Consider the following 24,290-nt stretch of genomic DNA (forward strand, 5'->3'; position numbering starts at 1 on the left):
GAGCGGCACCCTGGCTCGCTCGGCCGGTGCGAGCGAATGTGCCGTTCGCTCCCCGGCGCCCGCTTCACCAGAACACACCTTTCGGGTCCAGGTCCGACATCAGCTCCGCCCGGCCCGCCACCTCGATCGGCCAGTCGTTCGCCGCCCGCTCGCCGAAGCGGAAGTTCGGGGTGGTTCCCGCCGTCCACGGCGCGACCGCGTCCATCAGCTCCCGGTGCAGGCGGCCGGGCACGTCGGTGCCGTCCACCAGCGAGAGGACCTGCAGCAGGTAGGGGGCGTCGCGGTGCGCCACCGCGTCCGGCACGGCGGGCGGGCGGGCCAGCGCCCCGCCCAGGTGGCGCAGGCTCAGCACGCACATGACCGGCGCGCCGGGCCCGGTGATGCCGAGCGCGGCGTCCAGCACGGCGGGGTCGAGCGCGCGCAGCATGGCGTTCGTACCGGTGTAGGGGTGCGGGTCGGCCGGCTCGTTGAAGATCGCCGCGGCCCGGGTGTACGGCAGCTCGCCCAGCGTGCCGGTGGTCGGCACGGCTGCGCGCAGGGGTGCGACCAGCCGCTCCCCCTCCGCCGCCGAACCGGTCCAGGCGATCCGGACCTGCGCGATGTAGCGCCCCCGCAGGTGCTCGGGCACCATCGGCAGGTCGGGGTAGGGCAGCGCCCCGATCGACGACGTGAGCCCGTCGGGCAGGCCGGCCGTCCACTCGCGGTACGCGGCGAGCAGGGCCGGCACGTGCTCGCCCGCGACGGACAGCGCGCCGCCGTAGATGCGGCCGACCGGCGCGAGCTCGATCTCCATCCCCGTGACGACGCCGAGGCCGTGCCCGGCCCCGCGCAGCGCCCGGAAGAGCTCCGGGTCCGACTCGGCCGTGACGTGCCGCGGACCGGTGGCAGTGACGAGGTCGATGCTGCGGACCCGGTCGCTCGCCCACCCCAGCTCCCGGGCGAGCACGCCGATGCCGCCGCCGAGCGTGTAGCCCACGACGCCCGCCTCCGGCGAGGAACCGCTGGGCGGGGCCAGCCCGTGCTCGGCGGCCGCCTCGACGACCTGCGCCCAGCGGGTGCCCGCCTCGACCCGCGCCACGCGGGTCACCGGGTCGATGCGGACGCCGTCCATCCGCCGGGTGGTGATCAGCACGCCGCCCGGGAGCGGCACCCCGCGCCCGTGGCCGCTGGTCTCCACCGCCACCGGCAGCCCGTGATCGGCGGCGTACCGGACGGCCGCCCGGACGTCGTCCGCGCTCGTCGCGCCGACGACGAGGTCCGGCCGGTGCGGGTGCGCCACCTGGTAACCGGAGAGCTCCCCGTGGAACCCGTCGTCGTCGGGCCGGAACACCGGCCCGTTCACGTTCTCGATCGCGTTCATGCCGGCGACGCTACGGACCCTTCCGGACAGTATCGGTCCGGAAGGCGTCACGGGTCGAGCTCGGCCACACCCACGAGCACCCGCTCGCACGCCTGCACCAGCACGGCGGCCGCCTTCCGCAGGTCGACCCCGGCGAGCGGGTTCGCCGCGTGGCGCTGCCACCGGGCCAGCTGCTCGGCCGCCGCCTGCGCGACCTCCTGCGGCGTCGCATCCGGCGCGAGCCCGAGCCGGGTACGGGGATCGGGGCCCGCGGCCCCGAGCAGTCGCTCGACGGCGGAGCGCTCGCCGGCCGGGAGCTCCAGCTCGCCGGCCCGCACCGCGTCGACGACGTCCAGCTCCGTGAGCTCGAACGCCGCGGAACGGATCCGGTCCAGCCGGTAGCGCAGCCCGTCGCCACCGACCGGCGGCGGCTCGTGCCGCACCAGGTCCTCCAGGGCCAGCAACACCGCGCGCGACCGGAACGCGTCCGCGCGCCGGGTGAGCCGTTCCGCCACCAGCTCGCGCAACACGGGCAGGCCGCTGTCCTGCACGAGCGCGGCCGCGAGTGCCTGCCGGGTCGGGGCCCGCCCGGACCGGATCTCGGCGACGGCGACCCCCACGACCGCACCTTCGAACGGGACGCGACGCTCGACCCCGGACGGCGCCGCACCAGGACCCCCTACGGGCGCCTCCCCCGCAGGTCCGGTGCCGACCGCCACGGGCTCGGCGTCGCGTTCGGCCCGGGCCTGCAACGCCCGGAACTGCTCGTCGGACAGCCGGACCCCCGCCTGCGCGAACGGGGGTGCCACGGGGACGACGACGTGGCAGAGCCGCCGCACGTCGGCCACCGCCGCGCACTCGATCGCCACCCGCTGCGCCGCCTCGTCCACGGGCCCGTCCACCAGGAGGGCCCCGACCGCGTGCGCGGGGCGATGCCACGCGGACCCGAACGGCCGGCCGGGCAGGAGCACGCCGCCTGCGGGGTCGAGCCGCAGCAGCACGACGAAGGCGTCGGCGGGCGGTGCCGCCGGTGCCGCGACGTCGACGAGGCCGGCCACCCCGTCCGTCCCGAGCGCCGCGAGCGTCGCCGACCCGTCACCCGCCACCCCGATCCGCGACGGCGCCTCGAGCCGCTCGGCGAGCACGCGCACGGCGTCGGTGCGCGCGGTGCTGCGATAGCGCTCCCGCGCCTCCCGCACAGCATCGCGGACCTGCTCGATGAGGGGCTGGGCCACCTCCGGGGCGCCGTCGACGACCGCCGCGGCGGGCCGTGGAACGGGCACCGAGCCCTCCACCGTCGTGCCTTTCCCGGGGGCCGACCGCACGTCGATCTCCCCGCCCACCGTGGAGATCCGGACGCCGACGTTGCGCAGGCCCCGGCCCGGGGAGCCGGTCACGCCGCTCCGGTCCCAGCCCGGGCCGTCGTCCCGCACGGTGAAACGCAGCCGGCCGTCCTCGGTGCACAGGCGGACGGCGATCGGGGCACCCTCGGCGTGCTTGCGCGCGTTGTTCACCGCCTCCAGGCAGGAGAAGTACACCGCCGACTCGACGTCGTCCGGGAACCGGTCCCCGGCCACGCCGCTCGCATCCACGGCGACCGGCGGCTCGCCGCCCGCCAGCTCCTTCTCCAGCGCCCGCAGGAGCCCCAGCTCGGCCAGCAGCGGCGACGACACCCCCATGGCCGTCTCCGCGAGGACCGACTCGGCCACGTCGATCTGGCCGCAGACCTGCGCGAGCCGTTCCCGCGCCTTGACGAACTGGGCCATGGACACCTGGTGCTCCACCAGACCGAGCGCGAGCCGCAGCGACACGAGGTGGTGCTGCGCCCCGTCGTGGAGGTCCCGCTCGATGCGCCGCCGCTCCCCGTCCATCTCGGCGACGACGGCGCGCCGGGACGCGGCGAGCTCACTGGCGTGGGCGAGGGCGGCCCGCAGCTGCCGCTCCAGCTCGATGCCGTACCGGCTGGCCTGCAGCACCGCGCCGAGGCTCTCGGCGACGTCCTCCAGCAGGTGCTGCCGTTGCTGCTGCAGGCCGGCGACGGCGTCGTAGTCCACCGCGATCGTGCCGATGGCTTCCGTCCCGTGCCGGACGACCACCTCGACGAGCTCGTCATGAGCACGCGCGGACCCTTCGCTCCAGGTGTAGCTGCGGTCCCGCAGCCCCGGGCGGGTGACCGTGAGCCGGCACGTGGCGGCTCCCAGCCCGCGCCCGACGGCCTCCGCGACGCGCGCCAGGTCCGGCGCGTCGGTCGCGGTGACGCGGGAGAACGCCGTGATCCCGGCGAGCACGCTGTACGGGGTGGGGCGGGTGCCGAAGAGGAGCCGGTCGGTCCACCGTTCGGCCCAGATGTAGGCGGGGCGCAGCGCCACCGCCGCGAGGACGGTCGCGAGCAGGGTGGGCAGGAGCGCGCCCTCCGCGAACGCCAGGCTCGTCGTGCTGATCACCGCGCAGTAGCCGCCACCGACCAGGGCCGCCGTGAGCCCTGCCGCGAGCCCGCGGCTGAACAGGCGCTCGACGTTCCACAGTCCGCCGGGCCGGGTCGCCACGAACACCGCGCCGGCGATCGAGACGCTGGCGAGCCGGGAGAACCAGAACAGCAGCGCGGTCGGCTCGCCGCCGGGAGGCCCGCCCACACCGGCGGTCGGGTCGGCCAGGAGCAGCAGGTCGCCCAACCCCGTCGCCCACATCAGCAGGGTGATCCCGGCGAGCACGATCGCGATGGCGGCGGCCACCGCCACCACGCTGAACAGCAACCGCGCCTGGGTGCGCGCCGTCGCCGTCGGGGCACCCCTGATCTGACGCGGCAGGACCAGCACCCCGACGATCGGCCCGAGGAAACCGAGCAGCAGCACGCCGCTGACGGCGTGCGGCAGTGCGGTACCGAGCCCGACGAGCAGCAGCGTGCCGCAGGCGGCGAGCACCAGAACGGTGCGGACCGTCCGGACGGGACGGGGCTCGCGCTCCACCGGGAACACGAGCAGCGCGAGGATGTAGGCGACACCCGGGACGCCCTGGTGCAGCAACTGGTGGAGCGGGCCGAGGTGCAGCCCGAGGGCCGTCTCGACCCCCATGGCCGTGGCGTGGGCCTGCAGGTTGAAGCCGCCGGCCGACCCGACCAGCGCGAGCACCTGCAGCCGGGTGGACCAGCTCGATCGCGTCTCCTTCCGCGCGACGAGCGCGCCCGCGACGCCGAGCGCGAGCAGGCTGATCGCGTAGTCGAGGGCGCCCTGTGCCGTGGGCCAGCCGGCCTGTGCCGTCGCGAGGATGCCCTGCGCCCACGGGTCGCCTGCGGCGGCGGAGATGGCGAGGGTCGCGGCAACCGCCGGGTCGCGGGCGGCGACCCACGCGACGACGCCGACACCGAGCGACGCCAGCGACAGCACGCCACAGACCAGCAGGAACGCCGCGTACGCGGCCAGCACGAGCCCGCCGCGACGGGGCCTCGCGGCGACGGCGGTCACGAGGTCCTCAGTTCGGCGCCGACGCTGCTGCCGACGACCGGTTCGAGCCGGTCGGGCAGCCGTACGCACAACCGGACCGAGCCCGAACCGGCGGACTCGGGCGTCCCGGCGTCCGTCGTGATCGTGAGGTCACCGCCGAGCGCCGCGAGCCGCTCGCCCTCGTCGGCGAGCGCGCCGGCGAGCGCTTCCGGGTTCACCGCGGCCGCCGGGTCCTCGATGCTCACCACCACGTGAGCGTCGGCGCGGTCGAGGTGTGCGAGCAGCTCGCCCTCGTCCGGGCGGCCCGCGAGCACTCCCAGGGCCGCGGCGACGACGTAGTACACGCCGGACTCGATCTCGTAGTCCAGCCGGCCGCCCAGGTCACCGGACAGCCGCACCGGCCGCGGCAGGTCGGCCGCCACCTCGTCGAGCGCCGCGGCGGGACCCTGGTCGCGCAGCACGGCGGGGTAGACCCCGCGGGCGATCAGGCGGAACCGGGCGAGGAGCTCGTCGAGCGCGAGCCGGGCGTGCGCGAGCGCCCGCTGCGCCGACTCCACGTCCTCGGGGGAGCGGCCGAGCTCCGCGCCCGCGGCCGCGACGTCGGCCCGCAGGGCGGCCAGCCGGATGCTCGTGGCGTTGCCCAGCTCCATGACCAGGCGCCTGCGCTCCACCTCCCGGGCCCGGGCGAGGCGTTGCCGCGACGCGTGCAGCTCCCGGGCGAGGTCGTCGGCACGGCGCACCCGCTCCGCGAGCTCGGCGTTGAGCGCCACCCCGCGCAGCAGCAGCGCAGCACCGTTGGCGACGTCCCGCACGAGCTCCTGGTCGCCGGGGGTGATGGGCGCGCCGGGCTTGGTGATCGTGAGCGCCGCGCGCAGGATCGTGCCGTCCAGCACCGGGACGACGTGGTCGACCTCCGGTCTCGCGAGCAGCACCGCCAGGTTCTCCACGGTGTCGGGGCCGCGGCTGGAGCCCAGGTGCGGCCACTCCGCCGCGGCCACCAGCCGGTCGCCGACGGCGAGCCACACGACCGCCCTGGTGGCGCCGGTGCCGTCGGCGAGCACCTGTGCGAGCCCCGGCAACGCCTTCTCCAGCGCTCCCCCGCGGATGCGCGCCGCGGCCGCCGCGAGCGACGAGTACGGCGTGACCTCGCGGTGGTGGGTGACCCGCTCGACGATGCTGTCGATCCACGGCTGGACGGCCCCGAGCCCCACCGCCGCCACGACCACCGCGACGAACGGCGTCAGCACCTCGAGCGCGCCGTGGCCCACCACCCGCGCCGACCAGTTGACCACGACGACGAGCACGACTGCGACGCCGCAGGCGACCAGCAGTGCCCGCAGCGACCGCGCCACGCTCGTCCGACTCATCGCGCCGCCGATCCGCGCCCGATCGGGTAGTGGTGGTGCCCCAGCGACGTCACGTTATGTGCCAGGGCGACGGAGGCCAATCGGGCGGACGGGCTAGTGCGGGCCATCGATGGGCGTCAGTCGCCGTCACGCTGCGAGCGCAGGTAGGTGAGCACGGCCAGCACCCTGCGGTGGTGCTCCGTGGTGTCGGGTTGCAGGTTCAGCTTCCCGAAGATGCTGGCGATGTGCTTCTCGACCGCCTTCGGGGTGACGAACAGCTGCCCGGCGATGCCGTTGTTCGACCGCCCCTCGGCCATGAGGCGCAGCACGTCGAGCTCGCGCTCGGACAGCGTGGAGATGATCCCCTTCCGCTCCCCGCGCGGCCGCTCCACCAGCCGCCTGGCGAGCACCGGCTCGATGACGATCTCACCGCCGCTGATCCGGGAGAGCGTGTCGCTGAGGACGTCGACGCTCCCGACCTTCTCCTTGAGGCGGTAGCCGACGGACTCGGTGCCGATCTGCAGGATGCGCATCAGGTAGTGCGACTCGGCGTAGTGGGACAGGAACAGCAGCCCCATGCCCGGGTACGAGGTGCGCAGGCGTTCCGCGGTGACCAGGCCGCCGTCCGGCTCGGGGGGCATCCGGATGTCGAGGATCGCGATGTCCGCGGGTTCCTCCCGCAGCAGCTCGACGAGGGAGTCGCCGTCGGCGGTGCAGCCCACGACCTCGTGCCCCGCCGCCTCCAGGAGCATGACCAGTCCCTCGCGGAACAGTGCACCGTCCTCGGCAAGCGCTACTCGCATGGGATCCTCATCGTGATGGTTGTGGCGTCCGGTCCACCCGCCACGTCGATCGCACCGTCCAAACGCCGGACGGCCCCGAGCATCGCGTCGGCGTGGCGCTGCTCGACGCCGACGACGTCCACGGCCAGCGTGCGGTCCTCGCGCCGCACGACGACGTCGAGGCGGGGCGAGCCGGGAGGCACGGTCTCCAGGCACCCGACCACCGCGAAGTAGGCGGCGCCCTCGGCCGCGGGTCCGAAGCGGTCCTCGGGGGCGTCCACCCGCACCGGCACGTCCATCTGCTCGGCCACCTCGCGCAGGGCCGCTCCGAGGCCCGCCTCGTCGAGCAGCGGGGGGTAGATCTTCCCGGAGACGTCGCGCAGCTCCTGCAGCACAGCATGCAGCTCGTCCTGGAAGCCGTCGATGTAACCCTGCAGGTCGCACTCCGCCTTGGCGGCGCGGTGGCGCAGCAGCCCGAGCTGCAGGGTGAGCGCGGAGATCCGCAGTGCCGCGCCGTCGTGCAACTGCCGCTCCAGGCTGCGGCGCAGCCACCACCGCTCGCGTTCGGTGCGGAGGCGGGCCTCCTTGGTGGGGGCGGACAGCCGGGTGCCGGGATCGGCGGACGGCGACGGGGACGGGGACGGGGACTGCGGCGGTTCGGGAGACGGGCCCTGCTCGGAGGCCGTGCGGGGAGCGTCGCCGGCGCGCTGCGCTGGCTCGAGCATCATGCAGTCATCGTCCGGCGACAGCGCGTATCAGTGAATGGGGCGCACCCCACCTCGGGTAGGGCTGTCCCCCTTGTTCGCCCGGAATTCGGCCAGAACGGTAATAGCCGGCCCCCGGGCGGCGACGGGGCAGACACGAGACCCGATGGTGGGAGGAGACGTGGGCTATCACCTCGGGGTGGACCTCGGAACGACGTTCGTCGCAGCCGCACTGGCCACGGACACCGGAATCGAGATGTTCACCCTCGGCGACCGCACGGTGGTGACACCCGCCGTCGTGTACCTGCGGGAGGACGGCGCCCTCGTCTCCGGGGACGCGGCCGCCCGCCGGGCGGTGAGCAGCCCGGAGCGGATCGGGCGTGAGTTCAAGCGCCGCCTCGGCGACCCCACGCCGGTGATGCTCGGGGGCACGCCGTACGCGGTCACCGTGCTGCTCGGCTCCCTGCTGCACGACGTCCTCACCCGGGTCACCGAGACCGAGGGCACCAAGCCGGACAGCGTGGTGCTCACCCACCCGGCCAACTGGGGGCCGTTCCGGCGGGAGCTGTTCGACGAGGTCCCCCACGTCGCGGGGCTCACGGCGCCGCGGATGGTCACCGAGCCGGAGGCCGCTGCGGCGCACTACGCCGCGTCCCGGCAGCTGTCGGACGGCGAGATCATCGCCGTGTACGACCTGGGCGGCGGCACGTTCGACGCCACCGTGCTGCGCAAGCACCCGGGTGGCATCGAGATCCTCGGCGTCCCCGAGGGGATCGAACGCCTCGGCGGCGTCGACTTCGACGAGTCCATCCTCTCCCACGTCAACTACGTCGCGGGAGGTGCGCTGAGCGAGCTCGACATGAGCGACCCGCAGACCGGCGTCGCGCTCGCCCGCCTGAACCAGGACTGCGTGCTGGCCAAGGAAGCGCTCTCGATCGACACCGAGACGACCATCCCGGTGTTCCTGCCGAACCGGCACTTCGACGTGCGGCTGACGAGGGCCGAGTTCGAGGACATGATCCGGGCGCCGATCGAGTCGACGATCGGCACCCTCGTGCGCACGCTGCGCTCCGCCCAGGTCGACCCGAGCCGGCTCTCCGCCGTGCTGCTGGTCGGAGGATCGTCGCGCATCCCACTGGTGGCGCGGATGATCTCCGAGGAGCTGGGCCGGCCGACGGTGGTCGACGCGCATCCGAAGTACGCCGTCGCGCTGGGGGCGGCCACGCTCGCGCGCGCCGGTGCGAGCACCACGCGCAGCAGTGCCGCCGCCGGGGCCCCGGCCGCACCCGTCACCGAGTTCCCGAACATCGTCCCGGACGAGGCGGGCGCGCCCGCCGTCCCCCACGTGCTCGACGCGGGGCCCGCACCGGCGTTCCGCACACCGCCTCCGATGGCCGAGCCCGGAACCCAACCGCCCATGCCGGTGCCCGCCGCGCACCCGGGGTTCGGCGCTCCGGGTACGACCCAGGACCGGTCGCCCGCCGGGCCGCCCACCGGCCCACCGGCTCCCCCCGTCCTGGACGGCGACCGGGGCAGCAGCAACCGCGTCCTGCTGGTCGTGGCGGCGGTGGTCGCGCTGCTCGCCGTGGTCGGCGGGGTCGGGTACGTCGCGATCGACCAGCTCCGGGCGGCCCAGCAGGCGCCCGCCGCGCAACCGGCCGCCGTGCCCGGGCCTGCGGCGGCCGCCGCACCCCCGCCGGCGGCAGCCGTGCCGCCGTCCCCCGCCGCTCCCGCCTCGAGCGTGCCGGTGCCGTCCCTCGGCCCCACCGTTCCGGCCGGGGCCACCTCCGGGTTCGTCGTCGTCTCACCCAACGGGCGGCAGGCCTACGTCGCGAACCGGACCGCCGGCGTCGTCACGGTCCTCGACACCGCGGTGAACCGGGTCACGGCCACGATCCCCGTGGCAGCGGGCCCACCGCAGTTCCTCTCGTTCTCACCGGACGGCAGGACCATCTACGTCAGCATCTGGGACGACGCCCGCACGATCGCCGCCGTCGGCGTGCTCGACACCACGAGCAACTCGATGGTCGCCACGATCCCGGTCCGCACCAGGCCCTACCTCGCCGCCGTGAGCCGCGACGGGAAATGGCTGTACGTGCCCAACCACGACTCCGGCACGGTGTCCCTGATCGACACCGCCACCAACCAGGTCACGACCGAGATCAAGGTGGCCCCCAACCCGCACTGGATCGATTTCTCGAAGGACGGCACGCGCGCCTACATCGCCAACCACGAGTCCAACCTCGTGTCGGTGCTCGACACGTCGAACAACACCGTGATCGCCGAGGTCCCCGTCGACGTCAGCCCGCACAGCGTGGCGGTGCACCCGACCCGGCCGCTCGTGGCCAACGTCAACTACGACTCCAGCACCGTCACGATGATCGACACGAACACCGAGCAGGTCGTGGCGAGGATCCCGGTGGGCAGGAAGCCACAGGACATCACCTGGGCGCCCGATGGCCGGTTCGCCTACACCGCCAACGTCGAGGGCAACTCCGTCTCGGTGATCAACGTCGACACGATGACCGTGACGGCCACCATCCCGACCGGCGCGTCGCCCACGTCGGTGGCGGTGAACCCGGACGGCAGGACCGGCTACGTCACCAACCTCGACGACGGCACGCTCACGCTGCTGAACCTCGCCGGCTGATCCGGTGGGGTCCGCCCCACCCCGGAATGGCGGGTCGGCCCGCCGGTTCCGTAGGGCAGGCGCCATGTATCGCCGAAGATCAGGGGAGCATCCTTCACGGGTCGGAAGAAATTGCCGGACCGGAAGGAGAACGACGATGAGCACCACCGCCGCACCCCTCAGCAATCGTGATCGTGCCGTTCTCCGGGCCGTCGCCGCCGGCCGGTGCCGGATTTCCCCGGCCGGCGGTGCACTGGTCGTCGACGGCATGTACTTCGCCGACCAGTTCGCCGGTTCGCGCCTCGCCGCCGCAGGCCTGATCGTCCCTTCCCCGAAGCCGGGGCCGGCGCTGCTCACCGCGTCCGGGCGCGCCCTGATCGGCGCCGGAGTGGCCGCCTGACCAGCGCCGTCACCCCGGATCCCGGACCCGTTCCGACCCTCCCACGAGCCCGGCCGCCTCCCGCGCGGCCGGGCTCGCCCACGTCCGGCCCGGCCTGGAGGAGGGTTCACCCCAACCCGCGAACGGGTGCCAACTCCCCGCGCCGTGGGGTCCACTCGGTGTTGTCGACGCCCGCGAACCGCCATTCTCGACATGGGCAGAAACTGCGGAAACACGTCCCGCAGCCCGTTTACCGAAAGGTGGAGCACATGTCGGACTACTGCGACGACGAGTACGAGGACGTCGACTGGGAGGACGAGACCGAGGAGTCGGACGAGGACGAGCAGGAGGAGGTCGACCACGAGGACGAGGACTGCGAGGACTACGAGTACGCCTGATCCTCGCACCGGCCTCGGATCGAGAACATGAACGCGCAGCCCGTGCCGGGATCTCGACGAGCCCACCCGGGCCCATCGGTCACCGTGCAGGTTGCCGGCGGCACGCAGCAGGACCGGACCGCGCTCGCCGCGGCCCTGCTGCGTGCCGGGTCCGGCGGCGTCACGTTCACCGGAGGCCAACCCGGCGGCCCCCTGGGCGCCGCGGTCGACGCCGTCGTGCTCCTCGCCCCCGCGGCACAGGTCATCGGGGCCGCCGAGCTCGACCTGGCACACACCCTGCGCCACCGCTCCCCCCGCATCCTGCTCGCCCTCACCGGATTCGACCGGCACCCCGGGTGGCGGGAGGTGGTCGACGCCGACCTCGATCGGCTGCGGGCCGTCGGCGCCACCGTCGCGCCGTTCGCGGTGTCGGTCGACATGCACCACCGCGCCGTCGCCACGGGCGACCTCGACCTCGCGGCCGCCTCCGGCATCCCCGCACTCGCCCGGCGCCTCGACGACATCGCCGAGCAGGCCGCCCCCCGCCCCGCACGCCGGCCACGCACCGTCCCCGACCGCGCCCGCTGGCAGCAGGTGCTCGCCGACGGCATGGCCGCCGCGTCCTCCGACGTCGACTTCGACCTGCGCAGCCGCGTCCGCGCCGCCGTCGCCGACGCGGAGGGCGTCGTGGAGGCGAGCGACCCCACGCGGGACTGGACCGCCATCGAGACGTGGCTGCGCGCCCGCCTCACCTACGAGTGCGAGCAGACGTTCGCCCTGTTGGCCGACCGCACCGCGGACGTCACGGCAGCACTCGACCGGGAGCTCGGCGGCGAACCGCTGCCCCGCCCCACCCCTCCCGACCTGCCCGACCCCTTCGGCCACCTCCCGGCCCGGGACGCACCGCAGGGCTTCCGCCGCCCCCTGGCGACGCGCGGCCGGAGCATTCTGATGTCCGGGTACGGCGGCCTGATGATGGCGCTGATCCTGCCCCGCTTCGCCGGCGTGCACCTGCCGGCGTGGGTGATCGTGACCGGCGCCCTCACCACCGCCCTCCTCCTGGGCGGCGCCACGCTGAGCGGCGAACGCAAGCGACAGCTGGAAACGACCCGCACGCGAACGAAGACCCGGGTCCGCCAGATGACGGACACGTACGTCCTGGTGACAACAAAGACAACCCGCGACACGATACGCAACACCAACCAAAAACTACGCACCGAATGCACGAACCGCACTATGGAGCCATAGCGCTGTTTGACGGGCTTGAAAACAGCAGTATGGCTCCACAACGCTACCTGTGGATGGCTTGTGGATGGTCGTTTGACCATCTTCCCTTCTTCCTGCAGCTTTCTCTCGTGGCTCTTCCTCCGCTGCCCTTGCTGTTTCGTGGGTCCGAGGCCGTCTCGCGCGGCTTTCTCACGTCCGCGCAGCTGCGTGGAACCGGTGTCCTCAGGCTCTGCCGGGACATCTACACGTCGTCCGGTACCAGGGTCACCCACGAGCTGCGCTGCCGCGCGCTCGCGATGGCCCTACCGCCGGGCACCGTGATCACCGGCCGGTCGGCCGCCACCGTGCGCGGGGTGCGCCTGTGCTGGCCGGAGGACGACGTGCAGGTCCTGGCGCCGTTGGAGGCGCGGCTCGGGCGGCGCAGCGGTGTGGACGTCCGGCGGACGGAGATCGCACCGGACGAGTGGGAGCCGTGGGCGGGCGGGCGGATCGCCACGCCTCTCCGCATGGCACTCGACCTGCTGCTCGCCCGGCCGTTGCCCGACGCGGTCGCCGACATGGATGCCGTGCTGCGCGCCGGGAAGATCGATCCAGCGGTGGTCACGCGGATGCTGGGGGAGCGTTCCGACAACGGGATCGTGCTCGCGCGGCGCGCCCTCGAGCTCACCGATGCGCGCGCCGAGTCCCTGCCGGAGTCGAAGCTGCGGGTCCACCTGGTGCTGGACGGCCTCGATCCGGTGCCCCAGTACTGGATCGAGGACGAGACCGGCCGCATCGCCCGAGTCGATCTCGCGCTCCCGGAGCACAAGCTCGCGATCGAGTACGACGGCGACTGGCGCGACGGCGAAACGTGGGCGCTGAACCGCGACCGCGACCGCCTGAACCGCGTCCACGCCCTGGACTGGCGCGTGATCTTCGTGACGGCCCCCCTGCTACGCAACACACAGAGATTGCTGGGGACGGTAAGGGGAGGGATCCCCAACTGAGTGTTATGGAGCCATAGTGCTGTTTTCGACGCCCCTAAAACAGCACTATGGAGCCATACTGCGGTCGAGGTGGCGGTGTTGGCGGTTGGACAAGGCCTTCAGCAAGGTTGTCAGGGCCACCGTTGCTGCTATTGCTGCTGCCAGGAGCGTTGCCATGCCTCCTGGGGTAGCGGCGCGTGTTCGGGGCGCCGCGGTCGCCTCGCCGTGGTGGTCGGCGTGTTCCACCGGTGTCAGCACGGGGCGGGGCGCGGTCCCCAGCGCGAGCTTCAGCGCGTCGTGTGCCGGCTTGGGGCCGCCTTCGGCCCAGGTGTTGGTCCACTCGACCGTGGTCCCGGCCGCATCCGTGCAGGCCGCCCGGATGCGGACCGGGCCCGCGCCCTCCGGCATCAGGTCCACGTGCATGGTGAAGTCCACCGCTTCGGCGTCCCGGGGGGCCGTGGCCGTCCACTCCACTGCCGACACGGTCTCCGTCACGGGGCCGTCCGCGCTCGGGGCGGGCGCCGGGAGCGTGGACGTGGTGAGCTGCGCCGTCCATCCCGGCGGGTCCGCCGCCGTGACGCCGACCAGGGGCCGCCCGGTGGGCAGGAGCAGCCGGAAGCCGGTGGCGGGGGCCGCCGGGTCGCCGCCGGTCATGCGGAAGACCAGCGTGACGTCGCGGGCACCGGGCTCGACGTGGTCGGGCTCGATCACGACCTGCGTCCCGCCCAGCGCCCCGGCCGCGCTGCCGGCACCCGACAACAGCGGCCCGAGCGCCAGCAGGACCGCGGCGACGACCCGCTGCACCGTCATCCGTGACGGCTCAGGTCGTGGAAGAAGCCGTCGACGACGTGCAGGTCGCCGGCGCGGGCCACCTCGTCGTAGACGTGCTTGCCCACGGCGAGGTCGAGCACGCCGAGGCCGAACGGGGAGAACACCACCGGCTTGTCCACCGGGATGCGCACCCGACCGGCCATCACGTCGTCGAGCGTGCCGTCCAGGAACTCGCGGTTCCCGGTGAGCTGTTCGACCAGGTGCGGCGACGTGTCCGCCTTGAGGCAGTGCTCGACGTCGTCGACGACGTTGGTCGACGCGAGCAGGATCTCCGGCGCGAGGTCGCGCAGGGACACGTGCAGCACCACCGGGTTGTGCGCGAACCACGACACTTCGTGGACGTGCGGCGTGCTCGCCACGGTGGCGAAGACGACCAGGTCGGACGACCGGATCAGCCGCTCGATGCTGTCGTGCACCGTGATGCGCCCCGCCACCCCGGACCGCTCCAGGTGACCGCGGAAGCCCGCGGCGCTCTCGGCGGACAGGTCGTGCACGCCGACCTCGTCGAACGACCAGCCGGTGCCCGCCAGGAACGTCTGGATGTAGCGGGCGATCAGCCCCGTCCCGACGAACCCGACACGCGTCGGCCGCGCCCGCCCCCGCGTGAGCCGGTCGGCCCCCAGCGCCGCCGACGCGGCCGTCCGGGTGGCGCTGATGATCGAGCTCTCCAGGCAGGCGAACGGGTAGCCGGTGTCGTGGTCGTTGAGGATCAGCACCGCCGAGGCCCGCGGGACGCCTGCCGCCACGTTCTCCGGGAAGCTGGAGATCCACTTCAGGCCGTCCACCCGGATCCCCCCGCCGATCGACGCGGGAAGCGCGATGATCCGGGCCGTCGGGCGGTCCGGGAACCGCAGGAAGTACGACGGCGGGTTCACCGAGTCGCCTGCGCCGTGCAGCCGGTAGGTGGCCTCGACGAGCTCCACCACCCGCTTCTCCCCGCCCTGCAGCGCGCGCTGGACCTGGGCACCCGAGATCACCGCGAACGGCGGCACCCCGCTCACCGCACGGCCTCGCTGCCGCTCGCTCACCGCACGGCCTCGCTGCCGCTCGCTCACCGCACGGCCTCGCTGCCGCTCGCTCACCGCACGGCCTCGCTGCCGCTCGGCCGGCGCTTCGCGCAGGCGCTGTGACATTGGTTCGCTCGCTGCCGCTCGCTCACTGGTCGGCCCCCGGCACCGGCATGCGCAGCGGGGCGCTCATGCCGACGACGACCTCGCGTTCCCCCTCGTACGGCTCCCGGCTGTGCGCCATCCGCACGTTGTCGACGAGCATCAGGTCGCCGGCCTGCCAGGGCTCGCGGAGGGTGTTGGCCTCGTAGACCTGGTTGAGCAGCTCGACGACGTCCGCGCCCACCGGTTCACCGCCGCCGAACCAGGTGGTGAACGGGAGGCCGTCGGCGCCGTAGGCCTCCGCGAGGTACTCGTGCACGTCCGGGTCCATCGTCCACTCGCTCAGGAAGGCGATCTGGTTGAACCAGCACGCCTGCCCGGTGGCGGGGTGCCCGACGAGGGCGTGGCGTCGCTGCCAGGTGCGCAGGCCGCCGTCGGGCCGCCACTCGAACCCGATCGCGTTGGCCCGGCAGTAGGCCTCGACGGCGCCCCGGTCGTCCGTGCCGAACGCGTCGGCGTAGGACGCGCCGATCTCGTCGTTGTAGTTGCGGACCAGCGTCCAGCCCTCCCGCGCGAACCGCTGCACCAGGTCCGGGGGCAGCTGGTTCAGCACGGCCGTCGAGTCGGCCACCCCGGTGACGCCGCCCGCCCTCGGCGGGGTGATGCAGGCGAACAGCATCAGCGACGGGACCTCGAGGGTGTAGCTCAGCTCGTGGTGCATGCACATCGGCTGGTTCGCGGGCCACTTGGTCGACGAGTAGACGCCCTCGACGTAGGGCCTGCGCGGCGCGAACGCCTCCCGCTCGGCCATCAGGCCGGTGCCGAGGTTCTGGAACACGGCCGCTGCGCCCGCGGCGTCGCGCAGGCCGAGGCCGCGGACGAGAACGGCGCCGTGCTGCGCCACCACGCCCCGTAGCCCGTCCCGGTGTTGGGCCGTCCAGGCCGCGGCGTCGGCGGTGGGTTCGACGTGCAGGAGCGGGGTCCGACCGGGGCGCAGCTCGACGTCGAGCGGTGGCGCCAGGTGTGGGGACGACATCGCGATCTCCTCTTGTCCGGTTTTCTCGTGTGAGGGACTCGGATCGGATCAATCAGGCGTATCGGCAGGCGAGGGCGACGTTGCGTCCGTCGTCCGCCGGCTCGTTCGGTGTCGGCCTGCTGTCGATCAGGCCGGCGAGATCGGCCAGCACGGGGTGTCGGATGACGTCCTTGAGGGACACGACGCGGTCGAGGGCGACCGCGAGCTTCACGGCGGACAGCGAGGAGCCGCCGAGGTCGAAGAAGTGGTCGCGCCGGCCGATCCGGTCCGCGTCGAGGCCGAGCATCCGCGCCCACACGGCCGCGAGCAGCATCTCCGTCGGGGTGACCGGCGGTTCGCGGTCGTCCTCGTCGGTGGTCACCGCGAGCGCGGCCAGCTCGGTGAGCGCCTTCGTGTCGATCTTGCCGTTGGCCGTCAGCGGCAGGCTCTCCCGCCAGTGGAACGCGACCGGCACCATGTAGTGCGGCAGCGACGCCCCGAGCCGCTCCCGCAGGAGGTCGGCGTCGAGGGGCCCGTCACCCGAGTAGAAGGCGACCAGGTGCTTGCCCCGGTCGGGCCGCTCGGCCACGACGACCGCGCCGTCGCGGACGCCGGGCACGCGCAGCAGGGTGTTGTCGATCTCGCCGATCTCGATGCGGAAGCCGGAGATCTTCACCTGGCTGTCGCGGCGCCCGAGGAACTCCAGCTTGCCGTCCGGCCGCCAGCGGCCGTAGTCGCCGCCCTTGTAGAGCCGCCGGCCGGGGCGGTGCGGGTCGGTCAGGTACGTGGTGCGCGTGCGCTCGGGGTCGTTGACGTACCCGCGGCCCACGCAGACGCCGGAGAAGGCGATCAGCCCGGGAGCGCCGAGCGGCACCGGGTGGAGGTGCTCGTCGACGACGTAGACGCTGACGTTCTGCACCGCGGGGCCCAGGGGCATCCGGTCCGTGTCCGGGGCCGCGCGCATGACCTCGTGGTTGGTGTCGTCCGAGGTCTCGGTCAGGCCGTAGGCGTTGACCAGCGCGGTGCCGGGCCGGGCGGCGAAGTAGCGCTGGGCGAGCTCGGTCTTGAGGGCCTCGCCGGTGGCGGAGACGCAGTGCAGGTCCGGCAGCTCGTGCGGGTGCTGCTCGAGGTAGGACAGGACGACCTCGAGGTAGGAGGGCACGACCTGCGCGACCCCGACCCGCTCGCGCTCCACGGTGTCGACGAACCGCGCGACGTCCAGGATCACGTCCTGCTCGACGAGGACGGTCCGCCCGCCGACCAGCAGCGCGGACACCAGCTGCCACAGCGAGATGTCGAAGCACTGGGGCGCGACCTGCGCCACCACCTCGCGCTCCCGGATGCCGAGGTCGGCGATCTTGGCGTGGAGGTGGTTGAGCATGCCGGCGTGCTCGCACATCGCGCCCTTCGGCTCGCCGGTGGAGCCCGACGTGAAGTAGATGTAGGCGAGCTGGTCCGGCGCGACGGCGACGCCGAGGTCGTCGGCCGCGTGCCCCTCCGCGTAGGCGGTGTCGGCGAACACCTGCTGCACCCCCGGGACCGTGTCGAGGGCCTTGTCGAGCGTGGTGGTGCTGCCGGGTTCGGTCAGCACCAGCGTGCAGTCCGCCCGGGACAGGGTCCTCGCGATGCGGTCCGCTGGGAAGTGCGGCTCGATGGGCAGGTACACGCCACCGGCCTTGAAGATCGCGATGACGGCGGCCATCCAGTCCAGGTTCCGCTCGGTCACCACCGCGACCACGCCCTCGCGGCGCAGCCCGCGCGCGAGCAGCGACCGCCCCAGGCGGTTCGCCCGCGCGTTGAGTTCCCGGTAGGTCCACTGCCGGTCGCGGTGCACGGCGGCGACGGCGTCCGGCTGCAGCCGTACGCGCTGCTCGAACAGCTCGTGGAAGCGGCGGTCCGGCAGCTCGCGGCGCGGGCCGGCCAGCCCGTCGAGCTGGAGGCGCAGCTCCTCGGCCGACAGCAGCCCCGCCCGGCCGTGCTCGGCATCCGGGCCGGCGACCATCGCCTCGAGCGCGGCCACGTGGTACCCGGCGATCCGCTCGACGCTCGGGGCGTCCAGGGCTTCGGTGCGGTACCGGAGGCGCAGCGCGCCGCCCCCGTTCGTCAGCCCGATCCGGAGCACGACGCCGCCGGCGAGGCCGGCCCGGTCGTCGAGGATGTCGATCGGGTCGAACTCGGTCTCGAACCGCGGCGCGGTGACGCCCAGCTCGCCCTCCATCTCGTCCAGGTCGAACGCCCGGTGCCGCACCACGTCCATCTCGACCGGGGCGACCGCCCGCAGCAGCGACCGCCACGAACCGGGTTCGGCCGCGAGCGGGCAGGGCAGCGCCCGCCCGGCCGGGCCGGCCGCGTAGCCCGTGACGACGTGCCGCTCGGCGGACAGGGCCGCCAGCACCTTCGCGTGCGCGGCCAGCACGAGGGTGTGCAGGGGCAGGTCCATCGAGCCGGCCAGCCGGCGCATCGCGGCGACGAGCCCGGTGCCCAGCGGCGCGACGCGCTCGCCGGTTCCGGGGGCCGGGTCGAGCGTCCACCTCGGGATCGCGGTCGCGCCGCCGGTCAGCAGGACCCGGCTCCAGAAGTCCCGGCCGGTCTCGATCTGCGTGTTCATCGAATCGTTCCTCTCCTTGCCGGGTCTACTGGCCGCGGACGAGCACGGCGGCACAGTTGTCGTCGATGCTGATCCGGCGCACCTGCAGATCAGCGGACTGCTCGCGCATCTTCTTCGCGGGGTTTCCGCCCCACCGCGCGTCGGAGGGCATTTCCTCGCCCTTCATGAGGAACGAGTCGGCGGCGAGCACCGCGCGGTCGCCCATCGTGACGCCGTAGAGGACGAATGCGCCGACGCCGATCGTGCAGCCGGCGCCGATCACGGTGCGGTCGGACTTGAAACCGCCGTCCTCCTGAGAGTGGCACTGGATGACGCTGCCCGCGTTGAGCGTGCAGTCGTCCCCGATCGTCACGAACGACCGTTCCGACATGTAGCAGCCGTCGTCGAAGACGCGGCGGCCGATCCGCACACCCAGCAGCCGCCACATCACGTTCTTGAGCGGGGTGCCGTTGAAGACGTTGAAGTAGGCGTCGGCACGAACCTTCCAGAAGCGTTCGTGCCGCCAGAACGCACGGTCGTAGAGCGAGCAGCCCAGCGGCCGCAAGGCCTGCAGCGGCCGGAGCAGCCGGTCGACGAGGACGAAGTACACGACGGTGAAGACGAACGCCCCCACGCTGGCGACCGCGATCCCGAGTCCGCCCCACGACGCCCAGAGGTCGAGCGCCCCCATGTAGAGCACGGTGACCACGAAGAAGTAGATCCAGCGCACCAGGAGCGACAGCGCGATCGTGATGGTGTTGTGGACGTTCTTGGCCCGCAGGCCGCGGCGCAGCTCGTCGGCGCCGTTCACGAGGAGCTGCTTGTCGCGTTCGACCGACCGCGGGATCTCGAAGGCGGGCGATCCGAGCAGCCCCACGCCCTCCCGCACCCGGTCGTCGACGGGAACCATCACCTTCGTCGCCAGCAGGCAGTTCTCGCCGGTCGCGCCCTGCGCGGGATAGGCGACCCTGTTGCCGATGAAGTTGTGCGCCCCGATCGACACGCGGGACATCCGGAACGATGTGTTCGAGAAGTCGGCGTTGATGATCGACAGGCCGTCCGCGACCATCGTCGCGCTGCCGACGGTGGTGAGGAACGGGGTGTCGTGCTTGACTTCCTCGCCGAAGTTCGCGCCGGTCTGCACGCGCGCGGGAAAATCGTATCCGAGCCAGCGCAGGTAGTGGACGATGTAGGAGCTGTCACCGAAGAGGCGCGTGAAGAACTTCTGGTTGGTCGTGCGTGCGATCGCGCGCTGGGCCCAGTAGTGGAATCCGTAGAACGGGTAGACCCGGTCCGGTCGCACGGCCAGGTTGAGAAGCCGGGGAACGGTGCCGACGAACGCGAGACCGAGCAGCATGCCGCCGAACAGCAGCAAGGTGGTGATGGCCAGCGCGTCGACGTAGAACGTCCAGCTCCGGAGGGACAGGGGCCCCGGGTCGAGCAGCGCGGCGAGCTGCGGGACCTCGGTGAGCAGCAGGACCAGGCCGCCGATCGCCAACGGCGTGCCCACCAGGAGCAGGTTGACGAGCTGCACCGTCACGAAGGCGGCCCGGCGCACGATGCCGACCTTCCGCGGGTCGAGCGGCCGGGCGGCCGGCTCCGTCCGCAGCGCGGGGGAACCGTGCCAGCGCTCGCCGTCGGGCACGGTCTGCCCGGCGTGCAGCGAGGAGGAGTGTGCCAGCTCGGCACGGTCGCCGAGCGACGTCCAGATGTCGAGCACCGTCGCCTCTCCGACCAGAGCACCGTTGCCGAGGCTGACCGCACCCGTCTGGATGACGCCGTCGTGGGCTCGATAGCCGGGGAAGAACGAGTCCTTCCGGACCACCGCGCCGGCGCCGATCCTGAGCATGTCGGTGCACACCGGCACGTTGCCGGACAGCACCACGGCGCCCCGGCCGATCTTCGCGCCGAGCATCCGCAGGTAGAGCGCGTAGAGCGGGGAGCCGACGAACAGTGCCATCGGGTTGCGCTGGACGAGGGTCCTGACGAGCCAGAAGCGGAAGTACGCCATGCTCCAGACCGGGATCTCCTGGGGCTTCCAGCGCCCGACGAGCACCCACTTGAGCAGGACCGGAAGGGCGCAGAGGCCGAGGAACATCGCGCTCCCGACTGCGACCGACCGCAGGTAGATGTCGACCAGGCCCTGGCTGACCAGGATCCATTCGTAACCCTCGACCCCGACGACCGCGACGGCCGACGGGTAGCCGATGAGGAACAGCAACTGCAGCGCGCCGCAGAGGACGTACCGCTGCTTGCGGGTGGGCGCCTGCCGGTGCCGGGCAGCGCGCACCGTGCGGACCGCCCGCACAGCCCGCATGATCTGCGTCCCGAGCACCGGCGGCTCCGCCGAGTCGTCCGGACCGGCGGCCCCGGACGCCCGCGCACCGAACGCCGCGGCCAGCTTCGTGACCGAGGGGTTCGCGTAGACGTCCTTCATCGCGATCGCGGGCAGGTCGTCGCGCTTGCGGAGCTTGGCGCAGAACCGCGCCATCAGCATCGAGTCCGCGCCCAGGTCGTCGAAGAAGTGCGCGTCGACCGGGACCTCGGCCCCGGTCACCTCGGCCAGGACGTTCGCGAGCGCGGCGGCGAGGCCGGGGTCGGCCGATCCCGGCGCCGGTGCGAACGCGCCCGCGAGGCCCGCGATGCTGGGGTTCGCGTAGACGTCCTTCATCGCGACGGACGGCAGGTCGTCCCGCTTGCGGAGCCGGGCGCAGAACCGCGCCATCAGCATCGAGTCCGCGCCCAGGTCGTCGAAGAAGTGCGCATCGACCGCGACCTGCGGGGTGCCGATGACCTCGGCCAGCACGCCGGCGAGGTCCCGCTCCAGGTCGGAGAGCGGGCCGGCACCGGTGGGCGGCGCGGCCGGCGGCTCCGCCAGGTCGACGAAGGGCGCGACGACGGGCGCCACGAACGGCGTCGGGAGGACCTCGACGGCCTGCGGAACCGGGAGGGCGACGGCCTGCGGAACCGGCAGCTCGACGGCCTGCGGAACCGGGAGTGCCACCGCCTGCGGAACGGGCGGCTCGACCGCCTGCGGCGCCCGCGGGAAGGGTGTCGGTCGCCGGAAGGGTGTCGGGCGCGCCGGCGGAGTCGCGGGCTCGATCTCGCCGGTCCGCAACTCGGCCGCCACGTCCTGCCCGTCGAGCCGACCGAGGTACTCGATCTCGCCGGCCGGGTTGACGCGGCCCAGGTCGCCGGTGCGGAGGATCCGGCCGGACGGGTTCGCCGGGATGCCGAGGAAGTCGGGGATGAAGGTCTTGTCGGTGAGGTCGTCGCGGTTCAGGTAGCCGCAGGCCAGCCCGATCCCGGCGATACCGATCTCCCCGACCTGCCCGTGCGGGAGGGCGTGGAACGGGTCCGCCGCGTCGAGGACGACCGTGCTGTAGGTGGGCAGGGGGATCCCGATGGTCGCCGGTTTGACCGGGTCCAGCTCGGTCCACGTGGCCGACACCGTGGCCTCGGCCGGGCCGTAGACGCCCAGGAACCGGCGGCCGGGCCGGTGCCACCGCCGGACGAGGTCGTCCGGGCAGCCCTGCCCGGACACGAGCAGGAACCGCAGGCCGGGAACGTCGCGCTCGAGCGTGGCCAGCAGCCCCGGGGTGCAGCACAGCGCGGTGACGCCCTGCGCGTTCAGGAAGTCGTGGAGGTCCGCTCCCCGCAGGTCGACGCCGGCCGGCCGGGGCACCAGCGTCGCGCCGACGGCCCACGGCACCCAGATCTCCTCGGCCGAGAAGTCGCAGGCGAGCGGCACGCCCTGGTAGACGCGGTCCGACGGGCGGATGCCGTACACCTCCGCGGCGACCTTGATGAAGTTGCAGACGCTCCGGTGGTCGACGGCCACGCCGGTCGGCCTGCCGTCCGGGCCCTGCCGGTAGGTGATGTAGGCGAGCGAGTCGTCCCGCCCGCCCCGCTCGGTGTCCGTGAGCCGGTAGGACTTCTGCTCGTCGATCAGCGGCGCCGCGTGGTCGAGGCGGACGATCTCGGCACCCGACGCGGTGAGCAGGCCGATCTGCTCGACCCGGTCGACCACGTCCGAGTACGACAGCACCGTGTGCATCCCGGCGTCCTCGACGACGGCGGCCACGCGGTCCGCCGGGAGGCCCGGGTCCACCGGAACGTACGCGGCCCCGATCTTCAGGACGGCGAGGATCGCCACGTACGCGTCGGCCGGCCGGTCGAACAGCACACCGACCCGGTCGCCCGCGTTCGAACCCCGCGCGCGCAGGAAGCGGGCGAGCTGGTTGGCCCGGGCGTCGAGCTGGTCGTAGGTGAGCGACAGGTCGGCGGAGTCGACCGCGAGCCGGTCCGCCCGGCCGTAGGTGCGGACCCAGTCGCACCGCTCCTCGAAGAGGCGGTCGAGGCGCTCGTCCGTGCGCACCCGCCAGCCCTGCGCCTCGTACCGGTCGACCAGCACCAGCTCGGACATCGGGATGGACCGCCGGATGTCGTCGCGCTCCGCGAGCGGGACGAGGTGCTGTGTGCTCATCGCAGTGCTCCTCAGGCCGTGCGGCTGCCGGCGGACAGCTCGTCGAGCACGCCCTCGCCGTAGAGGTCCTGCACCCAGTTGCTCTGGTAGATCGTGTCGAGGTAGCGCTCGCCGAGGTCGGGCGCGATGGCCACCGCGGTGAGGTCACGCGCGTCGTGGCGGGTCAGCCAACCCGTCGCACCGCTGACGACCGTGCCCGTCGAACCGCCGAACAGGAACCCGCGTCGGGCCAGCCGGTGGCAGGTCCGGATCGCGTCGGCCTCCTCGACGTGCAGGACCTCGTCCACGTAGCTCACGTCGAGCAGCGGCGGGCGGACGTTCATGCCGAGACCGGGGAGCATCCGGCGCGCGGCCGGCGTGCCGAAGCTGACGGATCCGACGCTGTCGATCGCGACGATCCGCACCGAGGGGTGGTGGTCCTTGAAGTAGCGGGCGCAGCCCATGAGCGTCCCGGTCGTGCCGGCCCCGACGAACAGGACGTCCAGCCCGGGGAACTGTCGCGCGATCGCGGGTCCGGTCGTCCGGTAGTGCGCCTTCCAGGAGTTGTCGTTCGTGTACTGGTTGAGCCACACGTAACGCTTGTCGGACGCGCAGAGGTTGCGGACGTAGTTCAGGCGCGCGCCGAGGTACCCGGTCTCCGGGTCGGGTTCGGTGATCACGTGGACCTCGCTGCCCAACGCCTCCATCAGCAACCGGGTCGCCAGGTTGCAGCGGGAGTCGGTCACGCACCGGAACCCGTAGCCCTTGCTCGCGGCGATGATGGCGAGCGCTACGCCGAGGTTCCCGGACGAGGACTCGACCAGGACGGACCCCGGCCGCAGGGCACCGCTGCGCTCGGCCGCCTCGACCATCTCGTTCGCGGCCTTCAGCTTCACGGATCCCGCGAAGTTGAACCCCTCGCACTTCAGGAACAGCGGGCGTCCGAAGATCGATCGCAGGTCGACGTAGAGGTCGTCCTGGTTGAACTCCTGAGGAACGGAGATGATCGGCATGATGCCCCCTCACTGCTGAACCGGCCGGATGTCTCGGCCGATGAGCCACTGGGTACGAGAATGCGGTCGGGAGCGGCGCGGA

At 73.1% G+C, this 24,290-nt stretch carries 16 protein-coding genes; 5 read left to right on the plus strand and 11 right to left on the minus strand.

The window, feature by feature from the left end; genetic code table 11:
• Window positions 1-64: 64 nt before the first annotated feature.
• The 5 genes from ACU436_RS07285 to ACU436_RS07305 form a co-directional block, all read right to left on the minus strand.
• Complete coding sequence (locus ACU436_RS07285) at window positions 65-1,360, minus strand: FAD-binding oxidoreductase (protein ID WP_459022949.1); 1,296 nt, start codon at window positions 1,358-1,360, stop codon at window positions 65-67.
• A gap of 47 nt (window positions 1,361-1,407) precedes the next feature.
• Entirely contained in the window at window positions 1,408-4,800 is a 3,393-nt protein-coding gene (locus tag ACU436_RS07290; RefSeq protein WP_459022951.1) for a sensor histidine kinase, read from the minus strand.
• On the minus strand, window positions 4,797-6,146 hold the full coding sequence (locus ACU436_RS07295) for a sensor histidine kinase (protein WP_459022953.1): 1,350 nt from the start codon (window positions 6,144-6,146) through the stop codon (window positions 4,797-4,799). Before ACU436_RS07295 ends, ACU436_RS07290 begins: the two co-directional genes overlap by 4 nt.
• A 116-nt stretch (window positions 6,147-6,262) precedes the next feature.
• Window positions 6,263-6,928 (minus strand): LuxR C-terminal-related transcriptional regulator, encoded by a 666-nt coding sequence (locus ACU436_RS07300; RefSeq protein WP_459022954.1) that lies wholly within the window; start codon window positions 6,926-6,928, stop codon window positions 6,263-6,265.
• Window positions 6,919-7,635: a sensor histidine kinase gene (locus tag ACU436_RS07305; RefSeq protein WP_459022956.1), complete on the minus strand. Its 717-nt coding sequence runs from the start codon at window positions 7,633-7,635 to the stop codon at window positions 6,919-6,921. Before ACU436_RS07305 ends, ACU436_RS07300 begins: the two co-directional genes overlap by 10 nt.
• Before the next feature lie 142 nt (window positions 7,636-7,777).
• Here ACU436_RS07305 and ACU436_RS07310 point away from each other — a divergent pair, with 142 nt between their 5' ends.
• The 5 genes from ACU436_RS07310 (at window position 7,778) to ACU436_RS07330 (ending at window position 13,209) form a co-directional block, all read left to right on the plus strand.
• Window positions 7,778-10,261, plus strand: a complete 2,484-nt coding sequence (locus ACU436_RS07310; RefSeq protein WP_459022958.1) for an Hsp70 family protein — start codon at window positions 7,778-7,780, stop codon at window positions 10,259-10,261.
• Between the two features lie 136 nt (window positions 10,262-10,397).
• Window positions 10,398-10,640: a hypothetical protein gene (locus tag ACU436_RS07315; RefSeq protein WP_459022959.1), complete on the plus strand. Its 243-nt coding sequence runs from the start codon at window positions 10,398-10,400 to the stop codon at window positions 10,638-10,640.
• 248 nt (window positions 10,641-10,888) lie between these two features.
• Window positions 10,889-11,017 carry a hypothetical protein gene (locus ACU436_RS07320; protein ID WP_459022961.1) on the plus strand — a complete coding sequence of 43 codons (129 nt, stop codon included), beginning with the start codon at window positions 10,889-10,891 and terminating at the stop codon, window positions 11,015-11,017.
• Between the two features lie 27 nt (window positions 11,018-11,044).
• The gene (locus ACU436_RS07325; protein WP_459022963.1) at window positions 11,045-12,244 is read left to right on the plus strand and encodes a P-loop NTPase family protein; all 1,200 of its coding nucleotides are present in this window, start codon (window positions 11,045-11,047) and stop codon (window positions 12,242-12,244) included.
• Window positions 12,217-13,209, plus strand: coding sequence for an endonuclease domain-containing protein (locus ACU436_RS07330; protein WP_459022964.1), 993 nt, complete (start codon window positions 12,217-12,219; stop codon window positions 13,207-13,209). The genes ACU436_RS07325 and ACU436_RS07330 overlap by 28 nt, the downstream gene beginning before the upstream one ends.
• Before the next feature lie 45 nt (window positions 13,210-13,254).
• Here the strand turns inward: ACU436_RS07330 and ACU436_RS07335 are convergent, their stop codons facing one another.
• From ACU436_RS07335 to sbnA, 6 genes are all read right to left on the minus strand, one after another.
• Window positions 13,255-13,998, minus strand: a complete 744-nt coding sequence (locus ACU436_RS07335) for a DUF1775 domain-containing protein (protein ID WP_459022966.1) — start codon at window positions 13,996-13,998, stop codon at window positions 13,255-13,257.
• The gene (sbnB, locus tag ACU436_RS07340; RefSeq protein WP_459022968.1) at window positions 13,995-15,047 is read right to left on the minus strand and encodes a 2,3-diaminopropionate biosynthesis protein SbnB; all 1,053 of its coding nucleotides are present in this window, start codon (window positions 15,045-15,047) and stop codon (window positions 13,995-13,997) included. The genes ACU436_RS07335 and sbnB overlap by 4 nt, the downstream gene beginning before the upstream one ends.
• Window positions 15,048-15,174: 127 nt before the next feature.
• Entirely contained in the window at window positions 15,175-16,164 is a 990-nt protein-coding gene (locus ACU436_RS07345; RefSeq protein WP_459022969.1) for a TauD/TfdA family dioxygenase, read from the minus strand.
• Window positions 16,165-16,216: 52 nt separating this feature from the next.
• Complete coding sequence (locus ACU436_RS07350; protein WP_459022971.1) at window positions 16,217-18,751, minus strand: non-ribosomal peptide synthetase; 2,535 nt, start codon at window positions 18,749-18,751, stop codon at window positions 16,217-16,219.
• A gap of 25 nt (window positions 18,752-18,776) precedes the next feature.
• Window positions 18,777-23,216, minus strand: coding sequence for a Pls/PosA family non-ribosomal peptide synthetase (locus tag ACU436_RS07355; RefSeq protein ID WP_459022973.1), 4,440 nt, complete (start codon window positions 23,214-23,216; stop codon window positions 18,777-18,779).
• A gap of 11 nt (window positions 23,217-23,227) precedes the next feature.
• Window positions 23,228-24,208: a 2,3-diaminopropionate biosynthesis protein SbnA gene (gene sbnA, locus ACU436_RS07360; RefSeq protein ID WP_459022975.1), complete on the minus strand. Its 981-nt coding sequence runs from the start codon at window positions 24,206-24,208 to the stop codon at window positions 23,228-23,230.
• Between the last annotated feature and the right edge of the window lie 82 nt (window positions 24,209-24,290).

The organism is Pseudonocardia wallangbongensis (assembly GCF_054486945.1).

Bases quoted from the DNA above. Each gene is read 5' to 3' on its own strand.
- sbnA (WP_459022975.1), bottom strand. From the start codon at position 24,208: ATGCCGATCATCTCCGTTCCTCAGGAGTTCAACCAGGACGACCTCTAC.
- ACU436_RS07285 (WP_459022949.1), bottom strand. From the start codon at position 1,360: ATGAACGCGATCGAGAACGTGAACGGGCCGGTGTTCCGGCCCGACGAC.
- ACU436_RS07325 (WP_459022963.1), top strand. From the start codon at position 11,045: ATGAACGCGCAGCCCGTGCCGGGATCTCGACGAGCCCACCCGGGCCCA.
- ACU436_RS07355 (WP_459022973.1), bottom strand. From the start codon at position 23,216: ATGAGCACACAGCACCTCGTCCCGCTCGCGGAGCGCGACGACATCCGG.
- ACU436_RS07330 (WP_459022964.1), top strand. From the start codon at position 12,217: ATGCACGAACCGCACTATGGAGCCATAGCGCTGTTTGACGGGCTTGAA.
- ACU436_RS07310 (WP_459022958.1), top strand. From the start codon at position 7,778: ATGGTGGGAGGAGACGTGGGCTATCACCTCGGGGTGGACCTCGGAACG.
- ACU436_RS07305 (WP_459022956.1), bottom strand. From the start codon at position 7,635: ATGATGCTCGAGCCAGCGCAGCGCGCCGGCGACGCTCCCCGCACGGCC.
- ACU436_RS07345 (WP_459022969.1), bottom strand. From the start codon at position 16,164: ATGTCGTCCCCACACCTGGCGCCACCGCTCGACGTCGAGCTGCGCCCC.
- ACU436_RS07315 (WP_459022959.1), top strand. From the start codon at position 10,398: ATGAGCACCACCGCCGCACCCCTCAGCAATCGTGATCGTGCCGTTCTC.
- ACU436_RS07350 (WP_459022971.1), bottom strand. From the start codon at position 18,751: ATGAACACGCAGATCGAGACCGGCCGGGACTTCTGGAGCCGGGTCCTG.
- ACU436_RS07320 (WP_459022961.1), top strand. From the start codon at position 10,889: ATGTCGGACTACTGCGACGACGAGTACGAGGACGTCGACTGGGAGGAC.
- ACU436_RS07300 (WP_459022954.1), bottom strand. From the start codon at position 6,928: ATGCGAGTAGCGCTTGCCGAGGACGGTGCACTGTTCCGCGAGGGACTG.
- ACU436_RS07335 (WP_459022966.1), bottom strand. From the start codon at position 13,998: ATGACGGTGCAGCGGGTCGTCGCCGCGGTCCTGCTGGCGCTCGGGCCG.
- ACU436_RS07295 (WP_459022953.1), bottom strand. From the start codon at position 6,146: ATGAGTCGGACGAGCGTGGCGCGGTCGCTGCGGGCACTGCTGGTCGCC.